The organism is Haloarcula amylolytica JCM 13557 (genome assembly GCF_000336615.1).
GTDB lineage: Archaea > Halobacteriota > Halobacteria > Halobacteriales > Haloarculaceae > Haloarcula > Haloarcula amylolytica.
In genome coordinates this window covers 1-25,592 of sequence record NZ_AOLW01000047.1, presented here as the reverse complement: position 1 = coordinate 25,592, position 25,592 = coordinate 1, and the positions used below count along the sequence as shown (strand labels likewise).

25 protein-coding genes and 1 pseudogene are annotated in these 25,592 nt (G+C 64.5%); 17 read left to right on the top strand and 9 right to left on the bottom strand.

Annotated features, from left to right (window positions below):
- From ppsA to C442_RS16575, 9 genes are all read left to right on the top strand, one after another.
- On the top strand, nucleotides 1-2,310 hold the full coding sequence (gene ppsA / locus C442_RS16615) for a phosphoenolpyruvate synthase (RefSeq protein WP_008312498.1): 2,310 nt from the start codon (nucleotides 1-3) through the stop codon (nucleotides 2,308-2,310).
- Nucleotides 2,311-2,368: 58 nt separating this feature from the next.
- Entirely contained in the window at nucleotides 2,369-3,271 is a 903-nt protein-coding gene (locus tag C442_RS16610; RefSeq protein ID WP_008312496.1) for an RAD55 family ATPase, read from the top strand.
- A gap of 144 nt (nucleotides 3,272-3,415) precedes the next feature.
- Nucleotides 3,416-4,468 (top strand): tyrosine decarboxylase MfnA, encoded by a 1,053-nt coding sequence (gene mfnA / locus C442_RS16605; protein WP_008312494.1) that lies wholly within the window; start codon nucleotides 3,416-3,418, stop codon nucleotides 4,466-4,468.
- 114 nt (nucleotides 4,469-4,582) lie between these two features.
- The gene (locus C442_RS16600) at nucleotides 4,583-5,167 is read left to right on the top strand and encodes a YqaA family protein (protein ID WP_008312493.1); all 585 of its coding nucleotides are present in this window, start codon (nucleotides 4,583-4,585) and stop codon (nucleotides 5,165-5,167) included.
- A 74-nt stretch (nucleotides 5,168-5,241) separates the two neighbouring features.
- Nucleotides 5,242-7,386: a methionine--tRNA ligase gene (metG, locus tag C442_RS16595; protein WP_008312491.1), complete on the top strand. Its 2,145-nt coding sequence runs from the start codon at nucleotides 5,242-5,244 to the stop codon at nucleotides 7,384-7,386.
- A gap of 45 nt (nucleotides 7,387-7,431) precedes the next feature.
- A complete protein-coding gene (locus tag C442_RS16590) occupies nucleotides 7,432-7,803 on the top strand; it encodes a DUF7312 domain-containing protein (protein ID WP_008312488.1) in 372 nt (123 codons plus the stop codon).
- Between the two features lie 72 nt (nucleotides 7,804-7,875).
- A complete protein-coding gene (locus C442_RS16585) occupies nucleotides 7,876-8,478 on the top strand; it encodes an NfeD family protein (RefSeq protein WP_008312487.1) in 603 nt (200 codons plus the stop codon).
- Between the two features lie 71 nt (nucleotides 8,479-8,549).
- On the top strand, nucleotides 8,550-9,737 hold the full coding sequence (locus C442_RS16580; RefSeq protein ID WP_008312485.1) for an SPFH domain-containing protein: 1,188 nt from the start codon (nucleotides 8,550-8,552) through the stop codon (nucleotides 9,735-9,737).
- Between the two features lie 52 nt (nucleotides 9,738-9,789).
- Nucleotides 9,790-10,395 (top strand): winged helix-turn-helix transcriptional regulator, encoded by a 606-nt coding sequence (locus C442_RS16575; protein WP_008312484.1) that lies wholly within the window; start codon nucleotides 9,790-9,792, stop codon nucleotides 10,393-10,395.
- 19 nt (nucleotides 10,396-10,414) lie between these two features.
- Here the strand turns inward: C442_RS16575 and C442_RS16570 are convergent, their stop codons facing one another.
- Nucleotides 10,415-12,295: an ATP-binding response regulator gene (locus C442_RS16570; RefSeq protein WP_008312483.1), complete on the bottom strand. Its 1,881-nt coding sequence runs from the start codon at nucleotides 12,293-12,295 to the stop codon at nucleotides 10,415-10,417.
- A gap of 200 nt (nucleotides 12,296-12,495) precedes the next feature.
- Nucleotides 12,496-12,738: a DUF7123 family protein gene (locus C442_RS16565; protein WP_008312482.1), complete on the bottom strand. Its 243-nt coding sequence runs from the start codon at nucleotides 12,736-12,738 to the stop codon at nucleotides 12,496-12,498.
- A 253-nt stretch (nucleotides 12,739-12,991) separates the two neighbouring features.
- Between C442_RS16565 and C442_RS16560 the strand changes: the two genes are divergently transcribed.
- The gene (locus C442_RS16560) at nucleotides 12,992-13,390 is read left to right on the top strand and encodes a TRAM domain-containing protein (protein ID WP_008312481.1); all 399 of its coding nucleotides are present in this window, start codon (nucleotides 12,992-12,994) and stop codon (nucleotides 13,388-13,390) included.
- Nucleotides 13,391-13,392: 2 nt separating this feature from the next.
- On the opposite strand, the gene C442_RS16555 is transcribed toward C442_RS16560, so the two are convergent.
- Genes C442_RS16555 through C442_RS16545 form a run of 3 tightly spaced genes read right to left on the bottom strand, consistent with a single transcriptional unit; the run spans nucleotide 13,393 to nucleotide 15,231 of the window.
- Nucleotides 13,393-14,133: a YkgJ family cysteine cluster protein gene (locus C442_RS16555; RefSeq protein ID WP_008312480.1), complete on the bottom strand. Its 741-nt coding sequence runs from the start codon at nucleotides 14,131-14,133 to the stop codon at nucleotides 13,393-13,395.
- A gap of 33 nt (nucleotides 14,134-14,166) precedes the next feature.
- Nucleotides 14,167-14,952 (bottom strand): MBL fold metallo-hydrolase, encoded by a 786-nt coding sequence (locus C442_RS16550; RefSeq protein ID WP_008312479.1) that lies wholly within the window; start codon nucleotides 14,950-14,952, stop codon nucleotides 14,167-14,169.
- A gap of 9 nt (nucleotides 14,953-14,961) precedes the next feature.
- Nucleotides 14,962-15,231, bottom strand: a complete 270-nt coding sequence (locus C442_RS16545) for a MarR family transcriptional regulator (protein ID WP_004591318.1) — start codon at nucleotides 15,229-15,231, stop codon at nucleotides 14,962-14,964.
- Nucleotides 15,232-15,480: 249 nt separating this feature from the next.
- Between C442_RS16545 and C442_RS16540 the strand changes: the two genes are divergently transcribed.
- Both C442_RS16540 and C442_RS16535 read left to right on the top strand, forming a co-directional pair.
- Nucleotides 15,481-16,185, top strand: a complete 705-nt coding sequence (locus tag C442_RS16540) for a class I SAM-dependent methyltransferase (RefSeq protein ID WP_005537823.1) — start codon at nucleotides 15,481-15,483, stop codon at nucleotides 16,183-16,185.
- Between the two features lie 93 nt (nucleotides 16,186-16,278).
- On the top strand, nucleotides 16,279-17,184 hold the full coding sequence (locus C442_RS16535) for a glycosyltransferase family 2 protein (RefSeq protein WP_008312474.1): 906 nt from the start codon (nucleotides 16,279-16,281) through the stop codon (nucleotides 17,182-17,184).
- Nucleotides 17,185-17,227: 43 nt separating this feature from the next.
- Here C442_RS16535 and C442_RS16530 read toward each other — a convergent pair whose 3' ends face one another.
- Nucleotides 17,228-18,037 (bottom strand): amidohydrolase family protein, encoded by an 810-nt coding sequence (locus C442_RS16530; protein WP_008312472.1) that lies wholly within the window; start codon nucleotides 18,035-18,037, stop codon nucleotides 17,228-17,230.
- Nucleotides 18,038-18,212: 175 nt separating this feature from the next.
- Between C442_RS16530 and thsA the strand changes: the two genes are divergently transcribed.
- Nucleotides 18,213-19,772: a thermosome subunit alpha gene (gene thsA, locus C442_RS16525; protein ID WP_008312469.1), complete on the top strand. Its 1,560-nt coding sequence runs from the start codon at nucleotides 18,213-18,215 to the stop codon at nucleotides 19,770-19,772.
- 68 nt (nucleotides 19,773-19,840) lie between these two features.
- On the opposite strand, the gene C442_RS16520 is transcribed toward thsA, so the two are convergent.
- Nucleotides 19,841-20,269 (bottom strand): DUF371 domain-containing protein, encoded by a 429-nt coding sequence (locus C442_RS16520; RefSeq protein ID WP_008312467.1) that lies wholly within the window; start codon nucleotides 20,267-20,269, stop codon nucleotides 19,841-19,843.
- Between the two features lie 26 nt (nucleotides 20,270-20,295).
- On the bottom strand, nucleotides 20,296-20,469 hold the full coding sequence (locus C442_RS22290; protein WP_008312465.1) for a hypothetical protein: 174 nt from the start codon (nucleotides 20,467-20,469) through the stop codon (nucleotides 20,296-20,298).
- Nucleotides 20,470-20,577: 108 nt separating this feature from the next.
- Between C442_RS22290 and C442_RS16515 the strand changes: the two genes are divergently transcribed.
- From C442_RS16515 to C442_RS16505, 3 genes and pseudogenes are all read left to right on the top strand, one after another.
- Entirely contained in the window at nucleotides 20,578-22,422 is a 1,845-nt protein-coding gene (locus C442_RS16515) for a glycoside hydrolase family 2 protein (RefSeq protein WP_008312464.1), read from the top strand.
- A 267-nt stretch (nucleotides 22,423-22,689) separates the two neighbouring features.
- Nucleotides 22,690-23,560 (top strand): annotated as a pseudogene (locus C442_RS16510) (coiled-coil protein).
- A 37-nt stretch (nucleotides 23,561-23,597) separates the two neighbouring features.
- On the top strand, nucleotides 23,598-24,296 hold the full coding sequence (locus C442_RS16505) for a LysE family translocator (RefSeq protein WP_008312459.1): 699 nt from the start codon (nucleotides 23,598-23,600) through the stop codon (nucleotides 24,294-24,296).
- Here the strand turns inward: C442_RS16505 and C442_RS16500 are convergent.
- Entirely contained in the window at nucleotides 24,291-25,007 is a 717-nt protein-coding gene (locus C442_RS16500) for an HD domain-containing protein (protein ID WP_008312457.1), read from the bottom strand. The two genes, C442_RS16505 and C442_RS16500, sit on opposite strands and share 6 nt — an antisense overlap.
- A 287-nt stretch (nucleotides 25,008-25,294) precedes the next feature.
- On the opposite strand from C442_RS16500, the gene C442_RS16495 reads away from it, so the two are divergent.
- Nucleotides 25,295-25,492, top strand: coding sequence for a hypothetical protein (locus tag C442_RS16495; RefSeq protein WP_008312456.1), 198 nt, complete (start codon nucleotides 25,295-25,297; stop codon nucleotides 25,490-25,492).
- The last annotated feature ends 100 nt before the right edge of the window (nucleotides 25,493-25,592 follow it).

Sequence of the window (25,592 nt, the reverse complement as noted above, 5' to 3'; positions counted from 1 at the left end):
ATGCCAACACTGTGGCTCGACGAAATCGGTGCCGACGACCTGGCGCGGGTCGGCGGCAAGGCGGCGTCTCTCGGAGAACTGACCGGAGCGGGCCTCCCCGTTCCGTCGGCGTTCGTCGTTACCGCCGACACGTATCGGTCGTTCATCGAAGCAACTGGAATCGACGAGCCGCTGTTCGAGGCCGTCGATGTCGACAGCGACGACTCGCAGGCGCTGGCCGAGGCGGCCGAACGCGCCCAGGAGCTGATCCTGGAAACCGACACCCCGCCGTCGGTCCGCGAGGACCTGCTGGCCGCCTACGACGAGATGGGCGACGAGGACGTTGCGGTGCGGTCCTCAGCGACCGCCGAGGACCTCCCGGACGCCTCCTTCGCCGGCCAGCAGGACACGTACCTGAACGTCTCGCGTGCGGATCTCCTGCAACGAGTCAAGGAGTGCTGGGCCTCGCTGTTCACACAGCGGGCTATCTACTACCGCAACGAGAACGACTTCGCGCACGACGCCGTGGACATCGCCGTCGTCGTCCAGCAGATGGTCGACGCGGAGAAGTCCGGCGTCATGTTCACCAGCCACCCCTCGACCGGCGGCCCGACGGCCATCATCGAGGCCGCGTGGGGGCTGGGCGAAGCGGTCGTCTCCGGTGCGGTTTCGCCCGACAACTACATCGTCGACCGCGAGACGGGCACCATCGACGAGGTGACCGTCGCCGACAAGAAGGTGATGTGTGTTCGGGGTGAAGACGGCGAGACAATCGAGCGCTCCGTCCCCGAGGAGAAGCGCAACGAGCGCGTCCTCTCCGAAGATGAGATCCACCGGCTCATCGAAATCGGCGAGCGCGTCGAAGACCACTACGACACTCCACAGGACGTGGAGTGGGCAGTCTACGAGGGCGAGGTGTATCTGCTCCAGTCCCGCCCGATTACCACCATCGACGATCCCGAAGAAAGCGCCGGCTCGGCCAATGAAGCCGAGAGTCAGCCGCCGGGAGCCCAGTCGGGCGTCGCCGACGGCGGGGCGATGGAGAGCCAGTCGGAATCGGTCCGGCTCTCCGGCATCGGCTCCGCGCCGGGCCGGGTCACCGGCGTCGTCCGCATCGTCGACAAGCTCGACAATCTCGACAAGGTCGAGGACGGCGACATCATCGTCGCCGAAATGACCACGCCGGACATGGTCCCGGCGATGAAACGCGCCAACGGCATCATCACCGACGAGGGCGGGATGACCAGCCACGCCGCCATCGTCTCCCGCGAACTCGGCGTTCCGGCCGTCGTCGGTGCCGAGGACGCGACACAGAAGCTCCGGGACGGCGAGACGGTCACGCTCGACGGCGACAAGGGCACAGTCGAGAAAGGGGCCAAGGTTCCCGAGACGACCGGCGAGGAAGAGGACGCCGGGCCGGTCGAGGCACACTCGCCCGTCAAACCGATGACCGGAACGGAGGTCAAGGTCAACGTCTCCATTCCGGAGGCCGCCGAACGGGCCGCCGCGACGGGGGCCGACGGCGTCGGCCTGCTGCGCATCGAGCACATGATCCTCTCGACGGACAAGACGCCCTCGCGTTACGTCGAGGACCACGGCGAGCGCGCCTACGTCGACGAGATCGTCGAGGGCGTCCGCTCAGTGGCCGAGGCGTTCTACCCGCGGCCGGTCCGGGTCCGGACCCTCGATGCCCCCTCCGACGAGTTCCGACAGCTCCAGGGCGGCGAGGACGAGCCGAGCGAGCACAACCCGATGCTCGGCTATCGGGGTATCCGGCGCTCGCTCGACCGACCCGGCGAGTTCAAGCTCGAACTCCGTGCGTTCGAGCGCCTGTACGACCTGGGCTACGACAACGTCGAACTGATGCTCCCGCTTGTCACCGACGCCGAGGACATCCTGCGGGCGAAGGCGCTGATGCAGGAGGTCGGCATCGACCCCGAGAAGCGCGACTGGGGCGTCATGATCGAGACGCCGGCGAGCGCGCTCTCCATCGAGGACATCTGCGAGACGGGCATCGACTTCGTCTCCTTCGGGACGAACGACCTCACCCAGTACACGCTCGCCCTCGACCGCAACAACGGCAACGTCGCCAGCCGCTTCGACGAACTCCACCCGGCCGTCCTGGAACTCATGCGCCAGGTCATCGGGACCTGCCGCGAGTACGACGTCGCCACGAGCATCTGCGGACAGGCCGCCTCGAAGCCGCGGATGGTCGACTTCCTCGTCGACGAGGGGGTCACGTCCATCTCGCCGAACATCGACGCCGTGCGTGACGTCCAGCACGAGGTCAAGCGCGTCGAACAGCGCCTGCTGCTGGAATCGGTCCGCTGAGGCCGCAACCGCCTGACGTAGCCAGCAGATTTTTTTGCACCGTTCGCTTCGTTACGGTATGGCACCCGAATCGACACCGGAAGCCAAGAGTATCAGTTCCGGTGTGTCCTACATCCCTTTCGGCATCCCCGGACTGGACGGACAGGTCCGCGGGATTCCGACCGGGAGCACGGTCCTGCTGGCCGGGGCGTCGGACGCGGGCGGCGACGCGTTCACCTACACGAGTCTCGCGACGCTGATGCTCGCGAAACACCGGCCCGAGATGGTCCCGAACGGCATCGCCCGGCGGAGCGAGGCAATTCCCGATTCGGTGACCTACATCACGCTCTCGCACGACCGGGAACACGTTTACAGCGAACTCGACGCCGTGCTCGACGGCTACCAGTTCGATACGCTCACAGACAACATGACTGTCGCCGATTTCTCCCAGCGCTTCATGGAGCTGTTGCCGGTTCCGGAGCCGCTGTTCGATGCGCGACGGAGCGACGCCGAAATCGAACAGCCCGACGCGGAGCCACCCGAGTCGGAGCCCGACGAGGGGACCTTCGAGAAACTGCTTGCCGACATCAGCGACCGGGTGAGCGACGCCGCGGAGACGCTCATCGTCATCGACTCGCTGACCGACCTCGAACGGGCGACGGAGTTCGGTCTACCCCAGAACCACGAAATCGCGTTCCTCATGGGGCTCCGGGAGGCGGTCGTCAACTGGGGGACCGTGGCCTTCGTCAAACTCGACCGGCCCGCGGGCGACGTGCGGTCGGACGAACTCATCCACGGCCTGCTGCACGGCAGCGTCTACTTCTACTCCAACGACAAGGGGTTCGAGACGTATCGGACGATGCGAGTCGGCTCCTTCGGCGGCGCGCTCGACACCGAGCGCCAGACCGTCTTCGAGTCGCTGATCGGGCCCACGGGCTTTCGCGCGAAAGCGACGAAGAAGATCGGGCCGTCGAACTGGTAATTCGGTTGGTACGAGCGCTACAGGACCAACTACGGACGGCTGCCCCGTTCTGGCCACCGTTTCGCCGTCAGGACGAATAAACAGCAGACAACGGACATCCCCGAGCACAACGGCTAAACCGCTCCCCCTCTATACTCGCGATAGATGCTCCAGCGGGCAGAGCCACAGGACTTCGAGCGCGTCCTCTCGTCGATGTGTACCGTACCACATCCGTCGGCACGCGAAGCGGCGGAACGCTTCCTCGCGACGAACCCCGGGGACCCCGGTACGTACGAGACCGTCGCCGACCTGGAACGCGAGGCCGTCGACTATCTCGGCGACATCACCGGGCTCTCGGACCCCGCGGGCTACGTCGCCTCGGGCGGGACGGAGGCCAACCTCCAGGCGATACGCATCGCCCGTAACCGCAGCGACACGGACGACCCGAACGTGGTCGCGCCCGTCCACGCACACTTCTCCTTTACCAAGGCCGCTGACGTACTCGGTGTGGAACTGCGGACCGCGCCAGCGACGGACTACCGCGCCAACATGGAAGCGATGGCCGAACTCGTCGACGAAGACACGGTGTGTGTCGTCGGCGTCGCCGGCTCGACCGAATACGGCTACGTCGACCCGATCCCGGCTATCGCCGACCTCGCCGAGACGGTCGACGCACTCTGTCACGTCGACGCGGCGTGGGGCGGCTTCTACCTCCCGTTTACCGACCACGACTGGCACTTCGGCCACGCGGACGTGGACACGATGACGATTGACCCGCACAAGGTCGGGCAGGCGGCGGTCCCCGCCGGTGGACTGCTTGCGCGTGACCGCTCGCTGCTCGACGAACTCGCCGTCGAAACGCCGTATCTTGAGTCGACGGACCAGCTCACGCTGACCGGCACGCGCTCGGGTGCTGGCGTGGCCTCGGCTGTCGCGGCGATGGAGTCGCTGTGGCCGGCTGGCTACGAGCAGCAGTACGAAACGTCGATGGCCAACGCCGACTGGCTGGCCGACCAGCTGTCGGCGCGGGGCCACGACGTGGTCGGTCCCGAACTCCCGCTCGTCGCGGCCGACCTCTCGATGCCGATGACCGACGAACTCCGGGACCGCGGCTGGCGGGTCTCGAAGACCGGGGCCGGTGAGATGCGCGTCGTGTGTATGCCCCACGTTACGCGGTCGATGCTGCGGTCGTTCGTGGCGGACCTCGACTGGTACTGAGTCTCGGACTTCGACTGGTACTGCGTCGCCGCCCTCGGTCCCGAACATACTGGTATTGACTACTCCCGAGAAGACATACGAAGGTTTAGAAGTGCCTGTTTGCTACAGAGGGTCGTGGACCTGGTAGTACCGACCACAGCGTTCATTGCCTTCATCGGTGACTGTACGACCGCCGGCACCCCACTGTCGCCGCTGGAAGAGGCCGTCTGTACGGCCACCGGTCCAACCGGACTGGGTATCATCGCGGTGTACTCGTTTCTGATCGCGTTCATTCTCCCGCTCCCGAGCGAGGTCGTGCTGGTTCCGGCCGAAACGCTTCGGCTTGGACTCTCTACGAACGGGAATCTGGTGGCGATTATCCTCGTCAGTGGTCTCGGGAAGGCTTTCGGCAGTCTCGTCGCCTTCCACATCGGTCAGGAGGCAAAGGAGTACGGCCCACTCGTGCGCTGGATCAAGCGCTCACGGTTCAATATCATCGAATGGTCGGAGAAGAAGACGGTACAGCTCGCACAGAAGTACGGCTACGTCGGCCTGGCGCTCGCGCTCTGTGTTCCCTTCTTCCCCGATACGATCTCTATCTACGCGTTCACCGTCCTCGAACGCGACTACTATCGGTTCGGTGTGGCGACGTTCTTCGGCAGTGCCGGGCGGCTTGTCGTGACACTCGGGCTTGCCGGCGGCACGCTCGCGCTGTTGTGACTGGGCAGACTCAGAGCGCGGCAGTCACGCCGAAACCAACCCCCTTTTGACCCGTCGGTGGCACACGAACAGGTATGAGCAACGACGAGTTTCCGACGGACCAGCCGGCGGTCGTGACCTGTGGGTTGCCCTACGCGAACGGTGACTTGCACGTCGGCCACCTCCGGACGTACGTCGACGGGGACGCACTGTCGCGCTCCCTCCGGCGAATCGGCCAGCAGACGGCGTTCGTTTCGGGGTCGGACATGCACGGCACACCGGTGGCGGTCAACGCCGCCGAAGAGGGTGTCGAGCCGCGGGAGTTCGCGCTTGACTTCCACGAGACCTACGCCGAGACGTTCCCGCAGTTCAACATCGAGTTCGACAACTACGGGCACACTGACGACGAGACCAACGTCGAGCTGACTCAGGAGTTCGTCCGCTCGTGGGTCGAAAACGACCACGTCCACGAAAAAGAGATCGAGGTCGCCTGGGACACCGAGGAGGACCAGCCCCTCCCCGACCGTTACGTCGAGGGGACCTGTCCCTACTGCGGCGAGCAGGCCCGCGGTGACGAGTGCGACGAGGGGTGTCAGCGCCACCTCGAACCCGGCGAGATCGAGGACCCCGTCTCGACGCTGACCGGCAACCCCGCTGAGTACCGCACTCGCGAGCACAAGTTCCTTCGGCTTGCAGACTTCCAGGAGTACCTCCAGGGCTTCCTCGACCGTCTGGAAGGCACCGACAACGCCCAGAACCAGCCCCGCGAGTGGATCGAGGGCGAACTGCAGGACCTCTGTATCACGCGGGACATGGACTGGGGTGTGGACTATCCCGAAGACGTTGATGGCGGCGAGGACCTCGTGCTGTACGTCTGGGTCGACGCGCCTATTGAGTACGTTGCCTCGACGAAGCAGTACTCCGAGCGCGTCGGCGACGACGAGTACGACTGGGAGCAGGTCTGGAAAGTCGACGGCGAAGAACACCACGGCACCGAGTGGGACGACGATTGGACCGACGACAACGGCGAGATTATCCACGTTATCGGCCGAGACATCATTCAGCACCACGCGGTGTTCTGGCCCGTAATGTTGCGCGGCGCGGGCTACAACGAGCCCCGGTCGATTCTGGCGACCGGGTTCGTCGGCATCGACGGCAAGGCGCTCTCGACCTCGCGCAACCGCGCCGTCTGGGCCGACGAGTACCTCGATGCCGGCTTCCACCCCGACCTGTTCCGGTACTACATCGCCACTGGCGCACAGATCGACACCGACGTGGACTTCTCCTGGGACCGCTTCCAGGAGCGGGTCAACGGCGAACTCGTCGGCAACGTCGGCAACTTCATCTACCGCTCGCTGCTGTTCGCCGAGCGCAACTACGACGGGACGCCCGATGCCGCCGTCAGCGACGACGTTCGCGACCGAATCGAGTCGGCAATCGAGGACTTCGAGACCGCCGTCCGAGAGTACGACGTGCGTGAACTGGCCGAAATCGCCATCGAACTCTCGAACTACGGCAACGAGTACATCCAGCGCAACGAGCCGTGGAACCTCGTCGACGACGACCCTGACCGCGCCGAACAGGTCATCCGCGACTGTGTGCAGTTGACCAAGGCTGTCGCGGTGCTCATGCAGCCCGTCCTGCCGGGCAAGGCCGAGCGCCTCTGGGGCCAGCTGGGCGAACAGGGTTCGGTCGCCGACGTGACCCTCGACAGCGCGCTCGAAGCGCCGCCGGCCGAGTTCGGCGAGCCCGCGGAGCTGTTCGAGCAGGTCGAGGACGACCACATCGAAGCCCTGAACGAGGAACTGCAAGAGCGGGTCGAGAGCGAGGCTTCGACAGAAGCCTCGAACGGAGGCGGCGAAGCCGCCGGAGATGACGGGGACGACGACGCGGAGACCGCCGACCTCCAGCCGCTCGTCGAGGACCGCATCAGCTTCGAGGACTTCGAGGGCGTCGACATGCGCGTCGGCGAGATCCGCAGCGCCGAGCCGGTCGAGGGCGCGGACAAACTCCTGCGCCTGGAAGTCGATATCGGCCACGAGGTCCGACAGGTCGTCGCCGGCCTGCGACAGCTCCACGACGCCGAGGCCCTCCCCGGGACGCGCGTTATCCTCCTCGCGAACATGGAGAAGGCCGAGCTGTTCGGCATCGAATCCAACGGGATGGTGCTGGCCGCCGGTGACGAGGCGGACCTGCTGACCACCCACGAGGACGCGCCGCTGGGGACCCGCATCAAGTAAGCCCAGTCGCCAGCGCTTTTGTAGTCACGGCACGTATCACAGACCATGGATGACGACGGGGCCGCACGAGACGATGCGGCCGCTACGGGTGACACGTTCACCGAGGAGTACGAACTGGCGACGGAAGCCGACGTGATTCAGGTCGACGGTGACGCGGCCGATACGGACGCGGCCGACGAGGAGGAGGGCGCGGTCGCGGGCTCGTTCGCCCCGGACCTGGAAGTGACTCCCGATGCGCCGAAGCCTGAGAACGTTGTCTTCGTCGCGCTGGGGGTCTGCATCGCGATCCTCGCCCTCGGACGGATGTTCCTCGGGGCGGAGATGTACGCGCCGTCCATACTCGGCGGCGTGGTCCTGTCTGTCGCGCTCGGAACCGCTGTACTGTACGGGTTCTTTGTCCGGACGAGCGATGCGTGAGGCTACATCGGCACCTTCAGAGTCGCGCTCTCTACCCCGACACTTAATCCTGCTCCGACACTAAGTCGGGGCATGGTGAACCCGCTGGCGGCAGTTGCCACACTGCAGACCGAACCACTGTTAGGTATGTCGCTCTCCATCCTGCTGTTTCTGGCCGGCGCGGGCCTCATCGTGGGCGAAGCACTCGCCCCCGGGACTCACTTCTTCGTCCTCGGCGTGGCCCTGCTGACAGCGGGGCTGGTCGGGCTGTTCATCCCAGCGAGCCTGGGTATCTTCGCGCCGCTCATCCTCACAGTCATCGTCCTGGCGACCACGGCGGTCACGCTCTGGGGGTATCGAAAGCTCGATTTCGCCGCGCCGGGCCGCGGACAGACGCTCAGTTCCGACTCGCTTACTGGCCAGTTCGGGACTGTGACCGAGCGCGTGACCCGAAGTGACGGCGAGGTCAAACTGGAAGACGGCGGCTTCAATCCGTACTATCAGGCCCGCAGTTCCGGCGACCCGATAGAGGAGGGAACGGAGGTCATCGTCATCGACCCCGGCGGCGGGAACGTGCTGGATGTCGAGCCGGTAGAGTCGGCGAGCGACGAAATCGACCGCGCACTCGAACGTGATCGAAACCGGGGCAGCGAGAACGACGACGCCGAACCGGAGCGGGAATCCGAGCGGGCGTAGGTGTGTAATTCGGTAGTTTGTGACAGGGACACCGAAGCCTTTTCCTTGAGCGCTCCGGAGGTCTGACTGTCATGTTCCCCGCGACAGCACCGCTACAACCCGGAGGACTCATCGGTTTCGTTACCGTAATCTTCCTCCTGATCGCCATCGCGCTGGTGTACTCCAGCGTCGTGATCATCCGCCCGTACCAGAAAGGTGCCTACACGGTCCTCGGCACCTATCGCGGCGTCCTCGACCAGGGGATTCACTTCATCTATCCCTTCGTCTCAGACGTGACGCGGTTCGACATGCGTACCCAGACGCTCGACGTGCCACGGCAGGAGGCAATCACCCGCGACAACTCGCCGGTGACCGCCGACGCCGTCGTCTACATCAAGGTGATGGACCCGAAGAAGGCCTTCCTCGAAGTCGATAACTACGAGCGCGCCGTCTCCAACCTCGCCCAGACGACCCTCCGTGCCGTGCTGGGTGACATGGAACTGGACGACACGCTGAACAAGCGGGGCGAAATCAACGCCCGCATCCGGAAGGAACTCGACGAACCCACCGACGAGTGGGGGGTTCGCGTCGAGAGCGTGGAGGTCCGCGAGGTCAACCCGTCCAAGGACGTCCAGCAGGCCATGGAGCAACAGACCTCCGCCGAGCGGAAACGCCGTGCTATGATTCTGGAAGCCCAGGGTGAACGGCGCTCCGCCATCGAGACGGCGGAAGGTGACAAGCAGTCGAACATCATCCGCGCCCAGGGTGAGAAACAGAGCCAGATCCTGGAAGCCCAGGGTGACGCAATCTCGACCGTGCTGCGTGCGAAATCCGCCGAATCGATGGGCGAGCGTGCTGTTATCGACAAGGGGATGGAGACGCTGGCCGAGATCGGCCAGGGCGAGTCGACGAAGTTCATCCTCCCGCAGGAACTCACCTCGCTGGTGGGCCGCTACGGCAAGCACCTCCAGGGCTCCGACGTGAAAGAGAACGGGCACGCGCTGGAAGCCCTTGACTTCGACGACGAGACCCGCGAGATGCTCGGCCTCGACGATATCGAGGAAATCCTCGGCCAGATCGACGAGGAAGCGCAGGTCGACGTCGAAGCCATGGAAGAGGAAGCCCAGAAGATCAAACACGGCGAGGACTCCGGCGTCGACAGCGCCGACGACGTCATCGAGGAGATGGACGCCGAAATCGACGACGACCCGAGCACGACTGACGTGGCCGGCGGCCCCGACGACACGACGCGAACGTCAGAAGTGGATAAGGACGACTAGTCCTGATAACCAGGCGAAGACGTTTTATTACCGACCCACCTTTTCGGTAGCAATGACGCGTGAGGGCGACGTGGACGAGGACAAGCGGGCGACGCTCCGTCGCTTTGCCGCCCTCGGTGCAGCGAGCCCGTTTGCCCGCTTCGGCGATAGCGGGAGCGAAAGCGACGCCCCCGACGCCATCGCCGGGTACGTCTCGGCACATCCCGGGACACACTTCTCGAAGCTTCGCGACGACCTCAAACTCGGGACCGGCGAGGCCCAGCACCACCTCCACCGGCTGGAAAACGAGGACGTCGTCGCCTCACAGAAGGACGGCGACTACCGGCGGTACTTCCCGGCCGGCCAGTTCTCCGAGTTCGAACAGGTAGCGCTTGGCTACCTGCGACGCTCGACAGCCCGCGGGATGCTCGTCACGCTCCTTCGCCGTCCGGACGTGACGGCCTCTGAACTGGCCAGCGAACTCGACGTGTCGCGACCGACAGTGAGCAACTACGCCGGCGACCTGGAGTCCGCCGGACTGCTGTCCCGAGAAGACGGGTACGCGGTGACCGAGCCAGAGACAGTGTTGACCCTGCTGATCCGGTATGCCGACTCGTTCGATGACGATGTTGCCGAGCTAGCGGGCGAGGCCGACTCACTGCTGCGGTACGATCCCTGAGCTGATTCTTTCCACCGAGTTACGTCTCCCGGTCAACACCGGTAATTTCGAACCTGGCTCCGCCCGACTCGCTGTCGGTCACACTGACATCCCAGCCGTGGACGGCGGCGATATCGGCCACGATTGCGAGGCCGAAGCCGGTGCCTTCGGGCGCAGTCGAGTAGCCCGCTTCGAACACCGTGTCTCGCTCGTCTTCGGGAACCCCCGGACCGTCGTCAGCGACGTAGAAACCGCTGGCGTCGTCGATGTCACCGACGGTAACCGTCACTCCGGTATCGCTTTCGACGGTCTCGTCGGACTGTCTCAGACTGCCCCCAGAGCCCTGCTCCATGCTGTTTTCGTGCATCTGCGAGAGCGAGGATTCCGACCCGTGTGCCACGCAATTCCGGAACAGGTTCTCCAGCAGGCGCTGCAATCGGCGGGGGTCAGCAACGACGACACTGTCCGTATCGGTCACCAGAGACCCGTTCTCCGTCCCGATAGTCTCCCAGCACGCGCTTGCGGCGGTCTGTAAACTGACGGGCTCGGTGGTCGTCGCCTCGCGTCCGTCCCGTGCCAGCGTCAGGATATCGTCAATGAGCGTCTGCATCCGCTCGTGAGCGCTGTCGATACTGTCGAGGTGGTCGTTGGTCACTGCCTGTTGGGCCAACTCCAAGTGGCCCTGTGCGACTGTCAGTGGTCCCTGAAGGTCGTGGCTGACGACACTGGCGAAGGACTCCAGTCGCTCGTTCTGAACGCGAAGCCTGCGTTCGCGCTCCTTCTGTTCGGTGATATCCTGGATGAACCCCCGAACTGTCCGCTTCTCCGCGCCTTCGACGCGTTTGCCGTGGGTCCGGACCCACCGACGGTCGCCTGTCGCGGTGATGAGCCTGGTCTCGATATCGTACGGTTCCCCGTCTTCGAGGGCCGCATCGACGGCGTCCGAAACCATCTCCCTGTCTTCGGGATGATAGAAGGACAGTCCCTCTTCGATTGTCGGATCGAAGTCGTCGTCGACCTCGTGGATACGGCGAGTGCCCGCTGTCCAGGTCAACGTCCCGGTTTCGTCGAACTCCCAGGCACCGAGGTCGCCGAGTTCCTCCGCCTCGGCGAAGAAGTCCCGTAACTGGGCGAGGTTCTGTTCGTGCTCGATGCGGTCCGTGACATCCTGACAGTGTGAAAAGATAGTGACAACACCACCCGAGTCGTCAGTGACGAGGCGATTGTGCCACTCGACCATGATACGCTCCCCGCCCTTCCGGACGTTCTCGTTGACGCTGTGGTAGCCACCGCTGGCCTCGCTAAGTGCGGACGTGACCGCGTCGACGTGGTCGTAGCTTTCCTCGCTGACGAACACCTCCCACGTCTCGCCGACCAGTTCCTCCTCGGTGTAGCCGAATATCTCTGTGAGAGTGTCGTTGACGCGGACGATTTCGAAGTCCTGGTTATACTCGACGAACCCGAGCGGCGACTGGTCGATAAACAGCGAGAGCCTGTCTTTACTCGCTTCGAGGGCGCGCTGTGACCGGTACTGTTCGACGGCGTTGACGATGCGGTTCGCGAGAAGGGCGTAGTGGCTGGTGTCTGACGTCTTCTGTAGATAGTCTGTGACGCCCGCGGAGATAGCGTCACCGGCGATCTCTTCGCTACCACGGCCCGTGTACAGGATAAACGGGAGATCAGGGTAGTCCTCGCGGACAGATTCGAGGAAGTCGATGCCGTTCTCGCCGGGCATTTCGTAGTCGGAAACGATACAGTCGACCGACTCTGTTTCGAGCAGACGCAGGCCCGCTGCTGCACTCGTCGCGGTCTCGATGTCGAACGCAGTCCGTTCTCGCTTGAGGAATGCCGCTGTCGTCTCTGCGTACTGCCGGTCGTCGTCGACGTGAAGCACCCGGATGGCGGAGCCAGCCTCGCCCATTGATGTGTGCAACTATGGCCTCAATGGTTATCAATATAGACATTCACCACTTACAATGTGTCCGGATATATCAGGGATAAATCGTCTGAAACGATGAATGAGCGACGGCACCGGATTTTCTCTACGTGAGGATACAGTTTTCACTCGTTTGGACGGCCGAGTGGGAGTGCCGACGTATCCGCGGTCGAGCCGGCACCGGTTCAGGTCTCGACCATCCACGTCGTCGAGGAGGAGTACCCCCACTTTTCCACAGCCAGATCGTGGTCGCCGTCGGCGATAGCTGTCATGTTCGTCCCGACCTCTTTGGCTGAGAGACCGAGTTCATCACCGATGAGCCGCGATTTGAAATACGTCTGTTCGTCAGCATTGGAACGGAGATACTCCAGAATACGTCGCTGCTTGTCCGAGAGCGGACTGTCGGGGGTTTGTGCGGTGGCGCTCATTAGTACAGTTACTAACAGTATCGAGACACCCTTATGGGATTTGGTACAGACGGTTAACGGCTTGCAGTCTTGCGGTTTTCCCTCGCTCGAACCGGGGATACTGCCGCGAGTTGGGCCACGCGACAGGTAGTTGGTACAGGCGGGAAACACCGTGAGCGCTCGTCGTCGCTCCGCAGTTGGGACGGTCACAGTCGTTCGCTCCGGCAGTTCTTTAGTAATGGCCCGTTTTGTGGCCGAACGGAGGTCTATCACATTGGAAATCTCGGATCAACTGCTGTGTCTGTTCAGTGCCGATATCCGCGACGAGGGGGACCGGTACGTCGTGGAGGTCCCGCGTCGAGAGATCGAGACGGGCGCAGTCGACTCGGGCAGTACCTATCGTGTTGCGCTCATCTCCACAGACGAGGGGACAGAGACGGAGGAGGAAACGGTGTCGGACACGCCACCGGACCAGCCACAGCCGCCGGTCGAACCGGGTGAGACGCGCTACGTCGAGATCGAAGACATCGGGAAGCAGGGCGACGGCATCGCCCGCGTCGAGCGCGGCTACGTTATCATCGTTCCGGGGGCCGAAATCGACGAACGAGTCAAGATCGAGATCACCGAGGTCAAGTCGAACTTCGCGGTCGGCGAAATCATCGACGACGTCTGAGGCTACTCGTAGGCACTGCCGTCGGGGCGCTTTGCCCCTTCGGAGTCGTGGACGACGACCTGTCCGGCTGACGGGTCGACGGGCCGGTAGTTGTCGCGGACGCCGATGGCCTCTTCGAGTTCCCGAACGGCACGTTCCTTGAGCGCCGCCGCCAACTCCTCGGCGTCGGCTCTGGAGATATCCCGGCCGAGTCCCTCACACTCGTGGGCGCGGACCATGCCCTCCTCGTCGACGGCTTCGCCCATCGGCTGGCTCGTCCCGCCGAGCGCGACGCTGAACGGGTAGGTCCGGCAGATGAGCGGGCGGTCGCCGTGGACCGTACAGGCACCCGTTCCCTCGTCGTCTTCGGCGTAGAAGGTGCAGTCGCCGCAGTCGTCGGTCTGGAGCGCCCACTCGAACGTCTCGCCCTCGGGGCCGTCCGGGCCATCCGCAAGCCCGTACGGCATCGGTCGGGCCACGTCGCGGAAGTCGTACTCCCCGGCCGCCTGTAGCCGCCGTATCTCGTCGGGAAACACCGTCGCTGTATGTGGTTCGGCGTCGGTTTCGGCGGACTCAGCGTTCCCGTCGGAGACGACGGCTCCGCCACCCTCGTCGGCGCTCTCACCGTCCTCGCCACACGCCGACTCGGCCTTGCAGCAGGCCCCACAGCGGGTGCATTCGAACCCGATAGCCTCGATAGCGTCGGCCAGTTCCGACTCGTCGAGCGCACGGGCCCGTTGGAGTTCGGTTTCGAGGGAGTCCACAGCCGTGGTAGCGGGCCGACAGGCAAAAAGGCGTCACTCCGCTGGATGCAGTGCGGCCCGCTCGCCGTCCCACGAAACAGTGCCCTCGGCGGCGAGCTTTTCCAGATGGGCCAGCACCGTCGCACGGGCAAGGTCGCGCACGCCGGTGAGGTCCTTCTCGTAGGCGGCGTCGAGGATTTCGTCGAGGGTGTCGGCCCCGTCGTTGACAGCCGCCCGAACACGTCGTTCGCGTTCCAGTCGGTGGTTGATGAGGCGCGCACAGGTCTCCCGTGGGCTCTCGATACGCGGCCCGTGGCTGGGCAACAGCGCGTCGGGGTTTCTGGCGTGGAGACGACGGAGCGACGAGAGGTAGGCCCGAACGTCGCCCTCTGGTGCGCCGACGACAACGCTACCCTCGGCGACAGCGAGGTCGCCGGAGACGACGGTCCCGTCAGTTTCGAAGGCGACGTGCTCCGGCGCGTGGCCCGGCGTGTCGAGGATGGTCACCGGGCCGGCGTCGGTCGGAATCGTCGTCCCCTCGCTGAACAGTTTGTCAGGGGTAACGCCGGTCGCAGCCTCGAATGCGGCCGCCCGGCCACGCCGCGCCCAGACCGTCGCGTTCGTCTCTCTGGCGTAGTGTGCGACGGCACCGGCGTGGTCGGGGTGGGAGTGTGTGAGCGCAATGTGAGCAAGGGTGCGGTCACTGAGAAGCGAATCGAGCGCATCATCCGTATCCGCGGGGTCCACAAGAAGAGCCGCCTCGTCGCCGCAAACGTATGCCGCCGTGCTGCCGGTCGGTGCCCGCGTCGGGACGGGCACGTCGGCCCGCTGCCAGTCCATACCGACGGGTCAGACTGTGAGGAAATAAACCTGTTTGCGCGCGTCGGTGAAGCTGTACCGCGAGTCGACCAGCTCTGACTCCTCCAGTCGGTTCAGGGCGTACCTGACAGTCCGGTCCGGGAGCAGTGAGTTCTCGGCTAGTTCGCCCTGTGACAACGGGGCGTCGTCCTCTAGCACCTTCGCGACGAGTTTCGCGCTCGGCGGGAGTTCACGCAGGGTGTCGCGGAACTCCTCGTCGGTGAAAGGTGCTGGTGCAGCGTTTTCAGTTAATGCGCTCATAGTGGCTGATATTCCAGACTTACTGGTAAAACTTGGCTATATGCATGACCAAATAATACAGATTCTATGAAGTGTTTAATGTGTCCTTATACAGAACCGCCATCGTGCGGTTCTCGTCGCTATCCGGAAAGTACGACCAGAACTATCAGAGCCGAGAGCGCGAGCGGGTCTAGCCTGACTGGAAAACAGCCCGACCGATGAAAGGGGATTCCAGTATCGTTTTATCCCCCGCGGGGTGAGCAATACACCGTGAAAGGGCAGGAGTGGTATCAGGCCGACACCGTGGCCGAAGAGTACGAGGCCAAGCGGTTCTCCCGTGGCGGTCGGCTTATCGACCGACGCGAGAAACAGGCCGTCCTCGACGCAATCGGCCCCGTGGCCGACAAGGACGTGTTAGAGGTAGCTTGCGGGACCGGACGGTTCACCGTGATGCTGGCCGAGCGCGGCGCGAACATCACCGGGCTGGACATCTCCGGCCCGATGCTCCAGCAGGGCCGTGAGAAGGCACAGGCGACCGGCGTCGACGACCACGTCGAGTTCATGCGGGGCGATGCGGCCCGGCTCCCGTTCCCGGACGACCACTTCGACACCGTGTTTGCGATGCGCTTTTTCCATCTGGCGGACACGCCGGCGGCGTTCCTCGCGGAGATGCGCCGCGTCTCGAAGGAACAGGTCTTCTTCGATACGTTCAACCGGTTTTCGACCCGGTCGATATACAACTGGGCGCTCCCGATGGGGTCGCGGCTCTACTCCCGCTGGGAGATCGACCGGCTGCTGGACGGAGCCGGACTGGAACTGACCGAGGCGAACCACGACTGGCTGCTTCCCTACGGATTCTACCGGAAGATTCCGAACGAACTGGCGGCCTCGTTCCGCTCGCTCGATACGGCGCTCGGAGGCACGCCACTCGGCGAAAAGCTGGCCTCGGTGTCGTACTGGAACACCCACGTGTAGCTCGCCGCCGCTCGGACAGCCCGTTTTCCCTGAGTGGATGTCGCCGTCCGTCTCCCGCGACTTTTAAGCGCCTTCGCCGCCGTACCCAGAGGTATGGATATCTCGGTAGTGGTCCCGACGTTGAACGGCCGGGAGGAGCTGTCCGGCTGTCTGGACGCACTCACCGAGCAGGTTCCCGATGCCGAAGTGATCGTCGTCAACGGCCCGTCGGCCGACGGCACGACAGGAATGGTCCGCGACCGGGACGACGTGTCGATCCTCGTCGAGATCGCCGACCGCTCAGTCACGGTCGCCCGCAACGCAGGGATCGACCGGGCAACGGGAGACGTTATCGCGCTCGTCCACCAGGCACTCTCGGTCGAGTCCGGCTGGGCTGACGCGGTGAAAAGCGGGCTCTCGGGGGCCACCCAGGCCATCACCGGGCCGACACACCAGCAACTCTGGGCCGGAATGACGACCGAAACCGAGGAGACGCGGACGATAGCCGGCCGCGACGTGACGTATTTCAATCCCGGAAACGTCGCGTTCGACGCGGAGGTGCTGGAAGCGCTCGATGGGTTCGACGAGTATTTGAACGTCGGCAGTGCCCGGGACTTCGCACACCGGATGGCCGCCAGTGATTACGGCGTCGACTGGAGCACGGAGATGTGCGTCAGCCGCGAGTTCGAGGCCGACGGCGGCACCACGGAGACCGACTGGAACTGGAAGTACCGCTCGCTCGCCTACCGGCTGGTGAAGAACTACAACGTCCGCCCGACCGTATTGCGGCGGCTCCTCAGCCACGCGGCGGGTGACGCGAAGGACGCGCTGATCGATGTCGTGCGCGGGGAGACGACGCCATCGCAGTGGCTCGGCAACGGGCAGGACGTGTTCGGCGGCGTTGGGTCCGGCATCGTCGACGGCCTCCGCGCACGCGTGACCGACCGGACACCCTGTCGGAACCCGAACGGCCGCTCCGCGCGAGCGGACCGCGCGGTGACTGTGTACGACTGGCGGTAACCGACGACCGTCCCCGCGCTTCCGCTGCGGCGGCCGCCGGCAGTCAGGGGGCCAGCGCCTCGATAACGCGGTTCGGATTGTTCGAGAACACCTTTCGCATCGCGTCTTCGGGCACGTCTAAGGTCAGTATCTCCATCACAGCCACGTTCGGGTGAACGCTCGGGACGCCGCTCCCGAAGAGAACGCGGTCAGGGTGTTCCAGAATCGCCCGCTCCATCGGCCGCCGGTAGCGGACCGCGCTGGTGTCGAGATACAGCTTGTCGTGGGTCTCCAGCAGGTCGATAGCTCGTTCCATCAGGTCCCGCCGGAGCGGGTGGGCACCGAAATGCGAGAGGATGACCGGGAAGTCGTAGGTGAGCAGGGTCTCGGCAACGGTCTCGGGCGGGAACCCCTCGCCGCCGTGGACGATGACAGGCAGTGATACGGACTCCAGTTCTGCGAGGACGTCCTCGTCGGGTAGTCCGTCCGTCGGTGGATGAAGCTTGAAGCCGTAGAAGCGGTCGTCGTAGGCGTACTGCTCGATGTCCTCGGGCGAGGTGTGTTCCTCCGTGCGACTACTCGCGAGGTTGCGAAGGGTCGACCCGGGACCGGTCCCCGGGTCCCGAGCGCCGTTGACTCTGGCGAAGGCGACCATCGGCCGCTCGACAGTCATCCGGGCGACGGCGTTGTTCGCTTTCAGATACGAGCCGTCTCGCTCGCCGGGAAAGACGACGGAGCGGACGACGCCGGCCTGGTGCATCTCCCGTTCTAGTTGCTCCGGGTCACCCATGCCGTCTCGGGGTCGGCGCTGCTCGTCGGGTTCCAGTCGCGCGTGCACGTCGACGACCCGAAAGCCGTGCTCCAACTCCAGCATCTACTATACGGTGTGTATACACCCATATTAAAAGGTGTGTAGGTCCAGCCGGGATTACAGGGACAGCACGGCGCTGTCGCCCGACGAACGGTCTACGCCGTTAGAAAGTTTTATATAGAACCGCTTGCCTTGTCTTAAGTGAGGTTCAACACATATGTCATCTGGCCAGCGACGCATGGGCGGCCAGCCTCTTTTCATCCTTGATGAGGACGCCCAGCGCACACACGGGAAGGACGCACAGTCATCGAACATCTCCGCCGGAAAGGCCGTAAGCGAGTCCGTACGGACCACGCTCGGTCCCCGCGGCATGGACAAGATGCTCGTCTCCGACGACGGTGATGTGGTCATCACCAACGACGGGGCGACCATCCTCTCCGAGATGGACATCGAACACCCCGCGGCCCAGATGATCGTCGAAGTCGCCCAGACCCAGGAGGACGAAGTGGGCGACGGCACGACGACGGCGTCCGTGCTGGCCGGGGAACTGCTGACGAAAGGCGAGGACCTGCTCGACGACGACGTCCACCCGACGACAATCGTCGAGGGGTACTCTGCCGCATCCGAACTCGCACAGGACGCTATCAACGAGATCGTCCTCGACGTCGACCTCGACGACGAGACGCTCGTCGAAGTCGCCGAATCCTCGATGACCGGCAAGGGCACCGGTGACGTCGAGGCCGAGAAACTCGCCGAAGTCGTCGTCGACGCCGTCCGCCACGCCAAGAGCGACAACGGCGTTCGCCGGGACAACATCGAAGTCCACACCCAGACGGGTGCGGCTTCCTCCGCGACCAAGCTCGTCGAGGGCGTCATCGTCGACGAGACGGCCGTCCACGACAACATGCCGACCTCGGTCGAGGACGCGTCCATCGCGGTCATCGACACCGAACTCGACGTCCGCGAGAGCAACATCGACGCCGAGTACAACGTCTCCAGCGTCGACCAGCTCAACGCCGCGCTCGACGCCGAGGAGCAGGAACTCAGCGGCTACGCCGAGGAAGTCGTCGAAAGCGGCGCTGACGTTGCGTTCGTCACCGAGGACGTCGCCGACCGCGTCGCCTCCCAGCTCGCCAAGGAAGGCGTCTTCGTCGCCGACAGCATCGGCTCCTCGACCGCCAAGGACATCGTCGAGGCCACCGGCGCGAAGCGCGTCGGCTCGCTGGAAGCCCTCGACGAGGACTCGCTCGGCCACGCCGACAGCGTCGACGTCGAGAAGCAGGGCGACGACGACGTGACGTTCATCACCGGCGGCGCGACCGCCGAGTCCGTCACGGTCATCGCCCGCGGCTCCACCGAACACGTCGTCGACGAGCTCGAACGCGCGCTCAACGACGCGCTCGACACCGTCATCGCCGCGCTCGACGCCGGCGGTGTGGTCCCCGGCGCAGGCGCGACCGAAATCGCCATCGCCGACCACATCCGCTCCGAAGCGGCGTCCATCGAGGGCCGCAAGCAGCTCGCCGTCGAAGCGTTCGCCGATGCCGTCGACGTGCTCCCCCGCACGCTCGCGGAGAACACGGGCCTCGACGCCATCGACGCGCTCGTCGACCTCCGCGCCGAACACGAGAGCGAGGGCATCGCCGGCATCATCAGCGAAGGCCAGACCGGTGTCGTCGGTGACCCCGTCGACTACGGCATCCTCGACCCCGCCGCTGTCAAGCGCGAAGCGGTCGACTCCGCCACCGAGGCGGCAACGATGATCGTCCGTATCGACGACGTCATCTCGTCGTCGTAAGCCGTTCACAACCTGTTTTCTTTTGACTGCGCCGGACAGCGGCGCGAACGATAGCAGAAATTGCGGTACTAGTTACTTGGCTCAACAGCCAGCGTCAGCGTCGCATCGGCCCCGTCAGCGAGCGCTTCGACGAGGCCCCGGTCCACGTCGCCGGCCGCTGCGTCGGCGTTTACCATCACAGTCCGGTCGTCGACGTAGTCGCTCGTCCGCAGGACGTGGCTCCGGTCGTTCTCGAAGGACAGGTCGGGGTGGCCGGTCCCGGTCACGGTAACGACCTGATCGCCGGCTTCGATAGTCGCCGTAATCGTCGCGTCGGCGTCCTGGCAAGCCGTCACGAACTCGCTGTCGAAGTCGGCGGGGACGCGGTCGGCGTCGATGGCGAGGATACAGTCACCTGCAGGGGTCAGAAAGTCGTCGCTCGTCACTTCCAGTGTACTCGCGTGTTCGCCGGAGACGTTCTCGTGGCCCTGTGCGTGGACCACTTCTTCGAGTGTCATACCTCCCGGTCACTGCCGGGCGTACTTCAGCGGGACGACTCCGACCGGGCGACGGTAACCGTCACCGCACCGCAGGCGCACTCGTGGGCCTCGCGGCGGCCGGCCTCGGTCTCGAACACCAGCGCTGGCTCGCCGAGCGGGCGCTCGCAGTGCTGGGCCTCGCAGGTCGGTGTCGCCGCCTCGTGCAGTTCGGTGAGCATATCTGGATAGTAGGTGGCTACCTATGTCAAAGCGAGCCATCCCCGGAGTGAAAGTGAAAGTGAAGCCGTGGGGCAAAGGATATGCCCCCGGGGAACGGGCCACAAGGTATGTCGCTGGAGTGGCGCGGCGCGGCGGTTGCGCCGGACGACGAGATGCCGTCCCCGGAGTCGTGGGAACCGGTGTCAGTGCCCGGCCGGCCCGAGGGGTTCGCCGGCGCCGAGGCCGTGGCCTACGAAACGACGTTCTCGGACCCGCGGGACGAGAGCGACGCACACACGCTGCTGGTGCTGAACGGAGCGTACGCGCACACACGCGTGTGGTGCAACAGTGATCTGCTCACCAGCCACGACACCTACTTCGAGCCGCTCCGGGTTCGACTCCCCGAGAGCGAGGAGTACCGGATCGTCGTGGAGTGTCGCGCGCCGGCGGACCGTTTCGGCGGTTTGCACGCGACCGACCAGCTACCGCCGGAGCGCTGTGTCCCGGGCATCTGGTGGGGCGCGGCCCTCGAAACCCGACCGGACCCCTGTGTGAGCGAGCTCTCGGTCCAGCCGCAGGTGTCGGAAGCGGACGTAACCGATGCGACAGTGGAAGTGTCGGCGACCGTCCTGACCGAAGAGCCGCTCGACGACCGGATCACGCTCTCGCTCCGGCCGGAGGGTGACGTTCGCGGCGGCGGGATGATGGACCGCGCTCGCGTCTCGACCGACGAGGAGACGACGTCGGTGACCTACACGATAGACGTGCGCGACCCGTCGCTGTGGTGGCCCCACGACCGCGGCGACCAGTCCCGCTACGTCCTCAGCGCGAAGCTCGATGACGACGAACACTCGGTAACGACGGGACTACGTACTGTTTCGTACGACGACGGCCTGCAGGTCAACGGCGAGGAGGTACCGGTTCGCGGCGTGACACTGCTGGACCCGACCGCGGAGGACGTCGAGCGGGCCGTCGACGCCAACGCAAATCTGGTCCGGGTTCGGGCGCAGGGGACGCCGCCGGAAGTGGCCCGCGCCTGTGACGACCACGGCGTCCTGCTCTGGCAGGACCTCCCGCTGTCGGGCCCCGGTTCGTTCGACAACGAACGGGGAACCAATCTCGCGGCACGGCTCGATGCGACTTACGCGCAGCATCCCAGTTTCGCGGCGGTCGGCATTCACGACGAGCCAGTGTCACCCTACGCCGACGGCCTTGGGTCCGGGTTCCTCGACCGACTGCGCTTTCGCTGGCGGGCCTGGCGAACCGGATACGACAGCACCGAGGCCGAGACAGTGGCTGGGGCCGTGGACTCCGTCCCGACGTTCCCGGTGGTCGGCCCGCCCGGAATCAACCCCGACGCGGCCACGCTGTACCCGGGGTGGCGGTACGGCGACACGGCCGACCTCCCGTGGCTCTGTTCCCAGTTCGGCGTCGGCGACGTCGTCGCCGGCTTCGGGGCCGGCGCGCTCGGGACGGCTGACCCGGCGGATACCCCGGGGTTCGACCGCGCCCGGCACGACCGCCACATCGACGACGGGGTGGCGGCGTCACAGGCGTACCAGGCTGACGTCGTCCGCGAGGTGGCCGAGGGATTGCGCCAGCGCCGCGCACCGGTCGTCGTCCTCGACAGCCTCCGGGACGTCGGCGACGCGGGCATGGGTGTACTCGCCGCTGACGGGAGCGAAAAGACGGCACACGACGTGCTCGCCGACAGCTACGAGCCTACACAGGTCGTCCTCTCCGCGCCCAGTCCCGGAGAGCGGGACGTCGTCGTCCTCCACGACAGGCCGGAGAGCACGAACCTCACCGTCGAGTGGGACTACAACGGCGAGCGCGAGCAGGCCGAACACACCGTCGGCCCCTTCGCCCGCGTCCCCGTCGACACACTCACGCTGTCGGCCGGCGACGAGGTGACACTCGCCGTCACCGACGGGCAGCGGGTCGTCAAAAACGAATACACCATTAGTCAGTAATATAGGTCCGTGATATACAAGGGTAATCCGGTGGGGTTACGACCGGGTCCCCCGCCGAATTGCGGCGTGTGAGACGTTGACGCGGTATTCAATGCACCGGAATGTTTAAACAATATCCTCCTCTATTCGTAGACACCAGAACGCTTCCGCGTTCAGGCAGTATCGCTTTCAGCCCAACATGAGAGGGAACCCTTGTTATTGGTGTCAGCCCCTCAGTAGTGGGCCGACTGTCTGTGCTGAAGCGGTGATGGCATAGAGGATTCAACAATGGCAGACTCGATAGACGAATCAAAGAACGTTACAGTAACCGAAGAGGATCTCGAAAACAAATCGAAAGGCGAGCTCATCAAACTCGCCGGCCAGCTCCGCGACCGACGGAACGAGCTGAACCAGATGGCGTCCGAGCGGGCCTCCGCCCGTGACGACCTGAACGCGAAGACTCGCGAGAAGGTTGACGAGGCGCAGGAACACCGCGAGAAGCGCGACGAGCTCAACGAGCAGGTCCAGGAGCACAAGGACCAGCGCAACGAGCTCAATGCGGAAGCAAACGAGCTGTTCGACAAGGTCGACAACCTGAAAAACGACCTCGAACTCGACGAGGGCACGTCGGTCGAACAACTCAAAGAGGAGATCGAAGACCTCGAGTTCAAGCAACAGACCGAAGTGCTCTCCTCGGAGGACGAGAAGGAGCTCATCGAGAAGATCGAGACCAAGCGCGAGAAGCTCCAGGAGAAACAGGAGAAGCTCGACCAGGGCGGCGACCTCGAAGAGCTCAAAGAGGAAGCGGAAGAGGTCCGCTCGGAAGCCTCAAAGCACCACCAGAAGGTCACGGAGCTGGCCGACGAGGCCCAGAAGCACCACAACGAGATGATCGAGGCCTACCGCGAGGCCGACGAGATCCGTGACGAGGCCGACGAGAAACACGAGGAGTTCGTCGAAGCGCAGGAAGCGGCCGACCAGCACCACGAGGACTTCGTCCGCGTCCAGAAGCGCCTCCGCGAGCTCGACAAGAAGGAAGAGGAGCAGGAGCGCTCCCAGCGCGAGGAGAAGCAGGAAGCCGCTCGCGAGGAAGNTCGCGCCATCAGAGATGTGTATAAGAGACAGCCTGATGAAGCTCCAGAAGGCCGGCAAGCTGTAAGTCTGTAGGATTTTCTCTCTGTTTTCACCGACTGTAGATGCATCACTCACTCGGCCTGCTCCAGCTCGGCGCGCTCTCGCTCGTCCCGACAGCTCTCGGTGGGGTCCTGTTCGGCCTCGCGCTCGCCGCGCCACCGGGTCCGATGAACGCCGTTATTGCCGAGGAGAGCGCGCTTCGGGGCTGGCGGGCCGGCTTCTTCGCCGGCCTCGGCGCGATGACCGCTGACGCCTGTTTCCTCGTACTCGCCGTGCTCGGCGCCGCCACAGTCATCACCGAGACACCAGGCGTTCGGCGCGTGATGGTCGGGGGCGGCGGGCTCCTGATGCTCTGGTTCGCGTACGGAGCAGTCAAAGAAGCGAATACAACAGTTACCGAGGGGGACTCGTCGGTCGCGTCTGGGGACAGCCGGGGCTTTCGCAAGGCGCTGGTGCTGGCGCTGACGAACCCCTATCAGGTCGCCTTCTGGCTCACCGTCGGCGTCGGCCTCCTCGAACCCGGCGTGGTCGACGTGGCGTCGTACGTGCCTGCGGTCGGGACTGATGCGCTAACCGTACAGACCGGGCATCCGGTGCTGCTGGGCGGGTTTTTCGGCGGTATCGGCCTCTGGATTACGGGGTTTCCGGCGGCGATTGTCGCCGCGAGAACGCGTATCGAACGACTCGCACCGCTAATCGCGTGGATCAGCGCCGCTGTTCTCGCCGGGACCGGCGTCCTGTTCCTGCTGCGAGCGCTATGAGTCGCCCATTCCGGTCGCCACGTCGTCGAGGTCGTCTTCGACGGCCATTTCGGCGACCTCCATCGTCAGCCACTCCTGGAACCAGCGGGTCCGCTTGAGCCGCTGGTGGACGATGGACTCGGCGGTGTCGCTCTGAACACGCTCGCGGGCGTCCTCGCCGCGCTCGATGACCCGGTCGACCATCTCGGCCGCGTCCATGTGCGTCCGGGACTCATAGCCCATCCGCAACAGCATCAGGGCGGTCCCGTTCGCGCCGACCTTATCCAGAATATCCGCTTCGATGAGACACTGTACTTCCAGGGGTAGGTCGTCCAGCGGCCCCTGATACGAGTGGGCATCGACGGCGGAGCAGACCTGTTCGATAAACGATTCGGGGTAGTCACCGTGTGCCTTCAGATACTCGCGTGCGATCCGAGCGCCGGCTTCCGCGTGGAGGTCCTGCTCGGCTTCCAGTTTCGCGATGTCGTGAAACAACGCTGCCACGCGAGTCACGTCCACGTTCGCCCCCTCCTTGCGGGCGATTTTTGTCGCGATGTCGACGACGTTGAGGATGTGGTTGAAGCGGTATTCCGCGGAGTGCCACGGGTACCAGCGCATGCGGCCGCCCTCTTCTTCGTTTTCGACGCTCGCCGCGAGGTAGTCGTGGACGAACTCCTTCATATCCTCGAACGCGTCGGCTGAGACAGGTGACTCCCTAATCTCGACGCCCACAGCACCACCTCCGGAGACGGATTTCGATAGTCATCTTACACATATAGACGTACGTTCGACTCTTTAGCGTTACGACAGGGAGAACGGCTGCCACACCCGGTATTTCTGTCTGCAAACAGCGTCACAGAACCGGCCTTCGGAGCGGTTGTCCGGACGCCGGACAGCCACCATCGCTGGCCCCGACTCCGTGTCGAGTTGGGTCGCTGTCGGGTGATTGCCGACGACTGGTTCTCAACGGCTGAGAACATTAGTCCGGCTTTTTACAGCTAATAGATAAATCAGTACATATGCCTCTCCAGCCACTTCACACACCCGTCGGTGATGTGTCGATCGTTACCCACGCGATAAACGAACACGCAGTGACTGACGTGCTCGTCGGCGTCGGTATCGCCCTGTGTCTGTTCGGACTGTACTACAAGCTGATACTGGTCCCGGCGAACAGGCAGGAATCGTCACAGCGCTCGGGAGACCAGTCGCCCCCTTGACCTCCTCCCAGGCCTTCAGGCGTGGGATTCCCGCGGCACCGCACCGCTAGGTTGGGAGTTTCAGGTTTGTAGCCAGGTCGGCATGACCGGACTCCTGGCG

Bases quoted from the DNA above. Each gene is read 5' to 3' on its own strand.
- C442_RS16585 (WP_008312487.1), top strand. From the start codon at position 7,876: ATGGTGAACCCGCTGGCGGCAGTTGCCACACTGCAGACCGAACCACTG.
- C442_RS16505 (WP_008312459.1), top strand. From the start codon at position 23,598: ATGCATCACTCACTCGGCCTGCTCCAGCTCGGCGCGCTCTCGCTCGTC.
- C442_RS16570 (WP_008312483.1), bottom strand. From the start codon at position 12,295: ATGGGCGAGGCTGGCTCCGCCATCCGGGTGCTTCACGTCGACGACGAC.
- metG (WP_008312491.1), top strand. From the start codon at position 5,242: ATGAGCAACGACGAGTTTCCGACGGACCAGCCGGCGGTCGTGACCTGT.
- C442_RS16580 (WP_008312485.1), top strand. From the start codon at position 8,550: ATGTTCCCCGCGACAGCACCGCTACAACCCGGAGGACTCATCGGTTTC.
- C442_RS16530 (WP_008312472.1), bottom strand. From the start codon at position 18,037: ATGCTGGAGTTGGAGCACGGCTTTCGGGTCGTCGACGTGCACGCGCGA.
- mfnA (WP_008312494.1), top strand. From the start codon at position 3,416: ATGCTCCAGCGGGCAGAGCCACAGGACTTCGAGCGCGTCCTCTCGTCG.
- C442_RS16565 (WP_008312482.1), bottom strand. From the start codon at position 12,738: ATGAGCGCCACCGCACAAACCCCCGACAGTCCGCTCTCGGACAAGCAG.
- C442_RS16610 (WP_008312496.1), top strand. From the start codon at position 2,369: ATGGCACCCGAATCGACACCGGAAGCCAAGAGTATCAGTTCCGGTGTG.
- C442_RS16535 (WP_008312474.1), top strand. From the start codon at position 16,279: ATGGATATCTCGGTAGTGGTCCCGACGTTGAACGGCCGGGAGGAGCTG.
- thsA (WP_008312469.1), top strand. From the start codon at position 18,213: ATGGGCGGCCAGCCTCTTTTCATCCTTGATGAGGACGCCCAGCGCACA.
- C442_RS16590 (WP_008312488.1), top strand. From the start codon at position 7,432: ATGGATGACGACGGGGCCGCACGAGACGATGCGGCCGCTACGGGTGAC.
- C442_RS16515 (WP_008312464.1), top strand. From the start codon at position 20,578: ATGTCGCTGGAGTGGCGCGGCGCGGCGGTTGCGCCGGACGACGAGATG.
- C442_RS16575 (WP_008312484.1), top strand. From the start codon at position 9,790: ATGACGCGTGAGGGCGACGTGGACGAGGACAAGCGGGCGACGCTCCGT.
- C442_RS16495 (WP_008312456.1), top strand. From the start codon at position 25,295: ATGCCTCTCCAGCCACTTCACACACCCGTCGGTGATGTGTCGATCGTT.
- C442_RS16545 (WP_004591318.1), bottom strand. From the start codon at position 15,231: ATGAGCGCATTAACTGAAAACGCTGCACCAGCACCTTTCACCGACGAG.
- C442_RS16550 (WP_008312479.1), bottom strand. From the start codon at position 14,952: ATGGACTGGCAGCGGGCCGACGTGCCCGTCCCGACGCGGGCACCGACC.
- C442_RS22290 (WP_008312465.1), bottom strand. From the start codon at position 20,469: ATGCTCACCGAACTGCACGAGGCGGCGACACCGACCTGCGAGGCCCAG.
- C442_RS16520 (WP_008312467.1), bottom strand. From the start codon at position 20,269: ATGACACTCGAAGAAGTGGTCCACGCACAGGGCCACGAGAACGTCTCC.
- ppsA (WP_008312498.1), top strand. From the start codon at position 1: ATGCCAACACTGTGGCTCGACGAAATCGGTGCCGACGACCTGGCGCGG.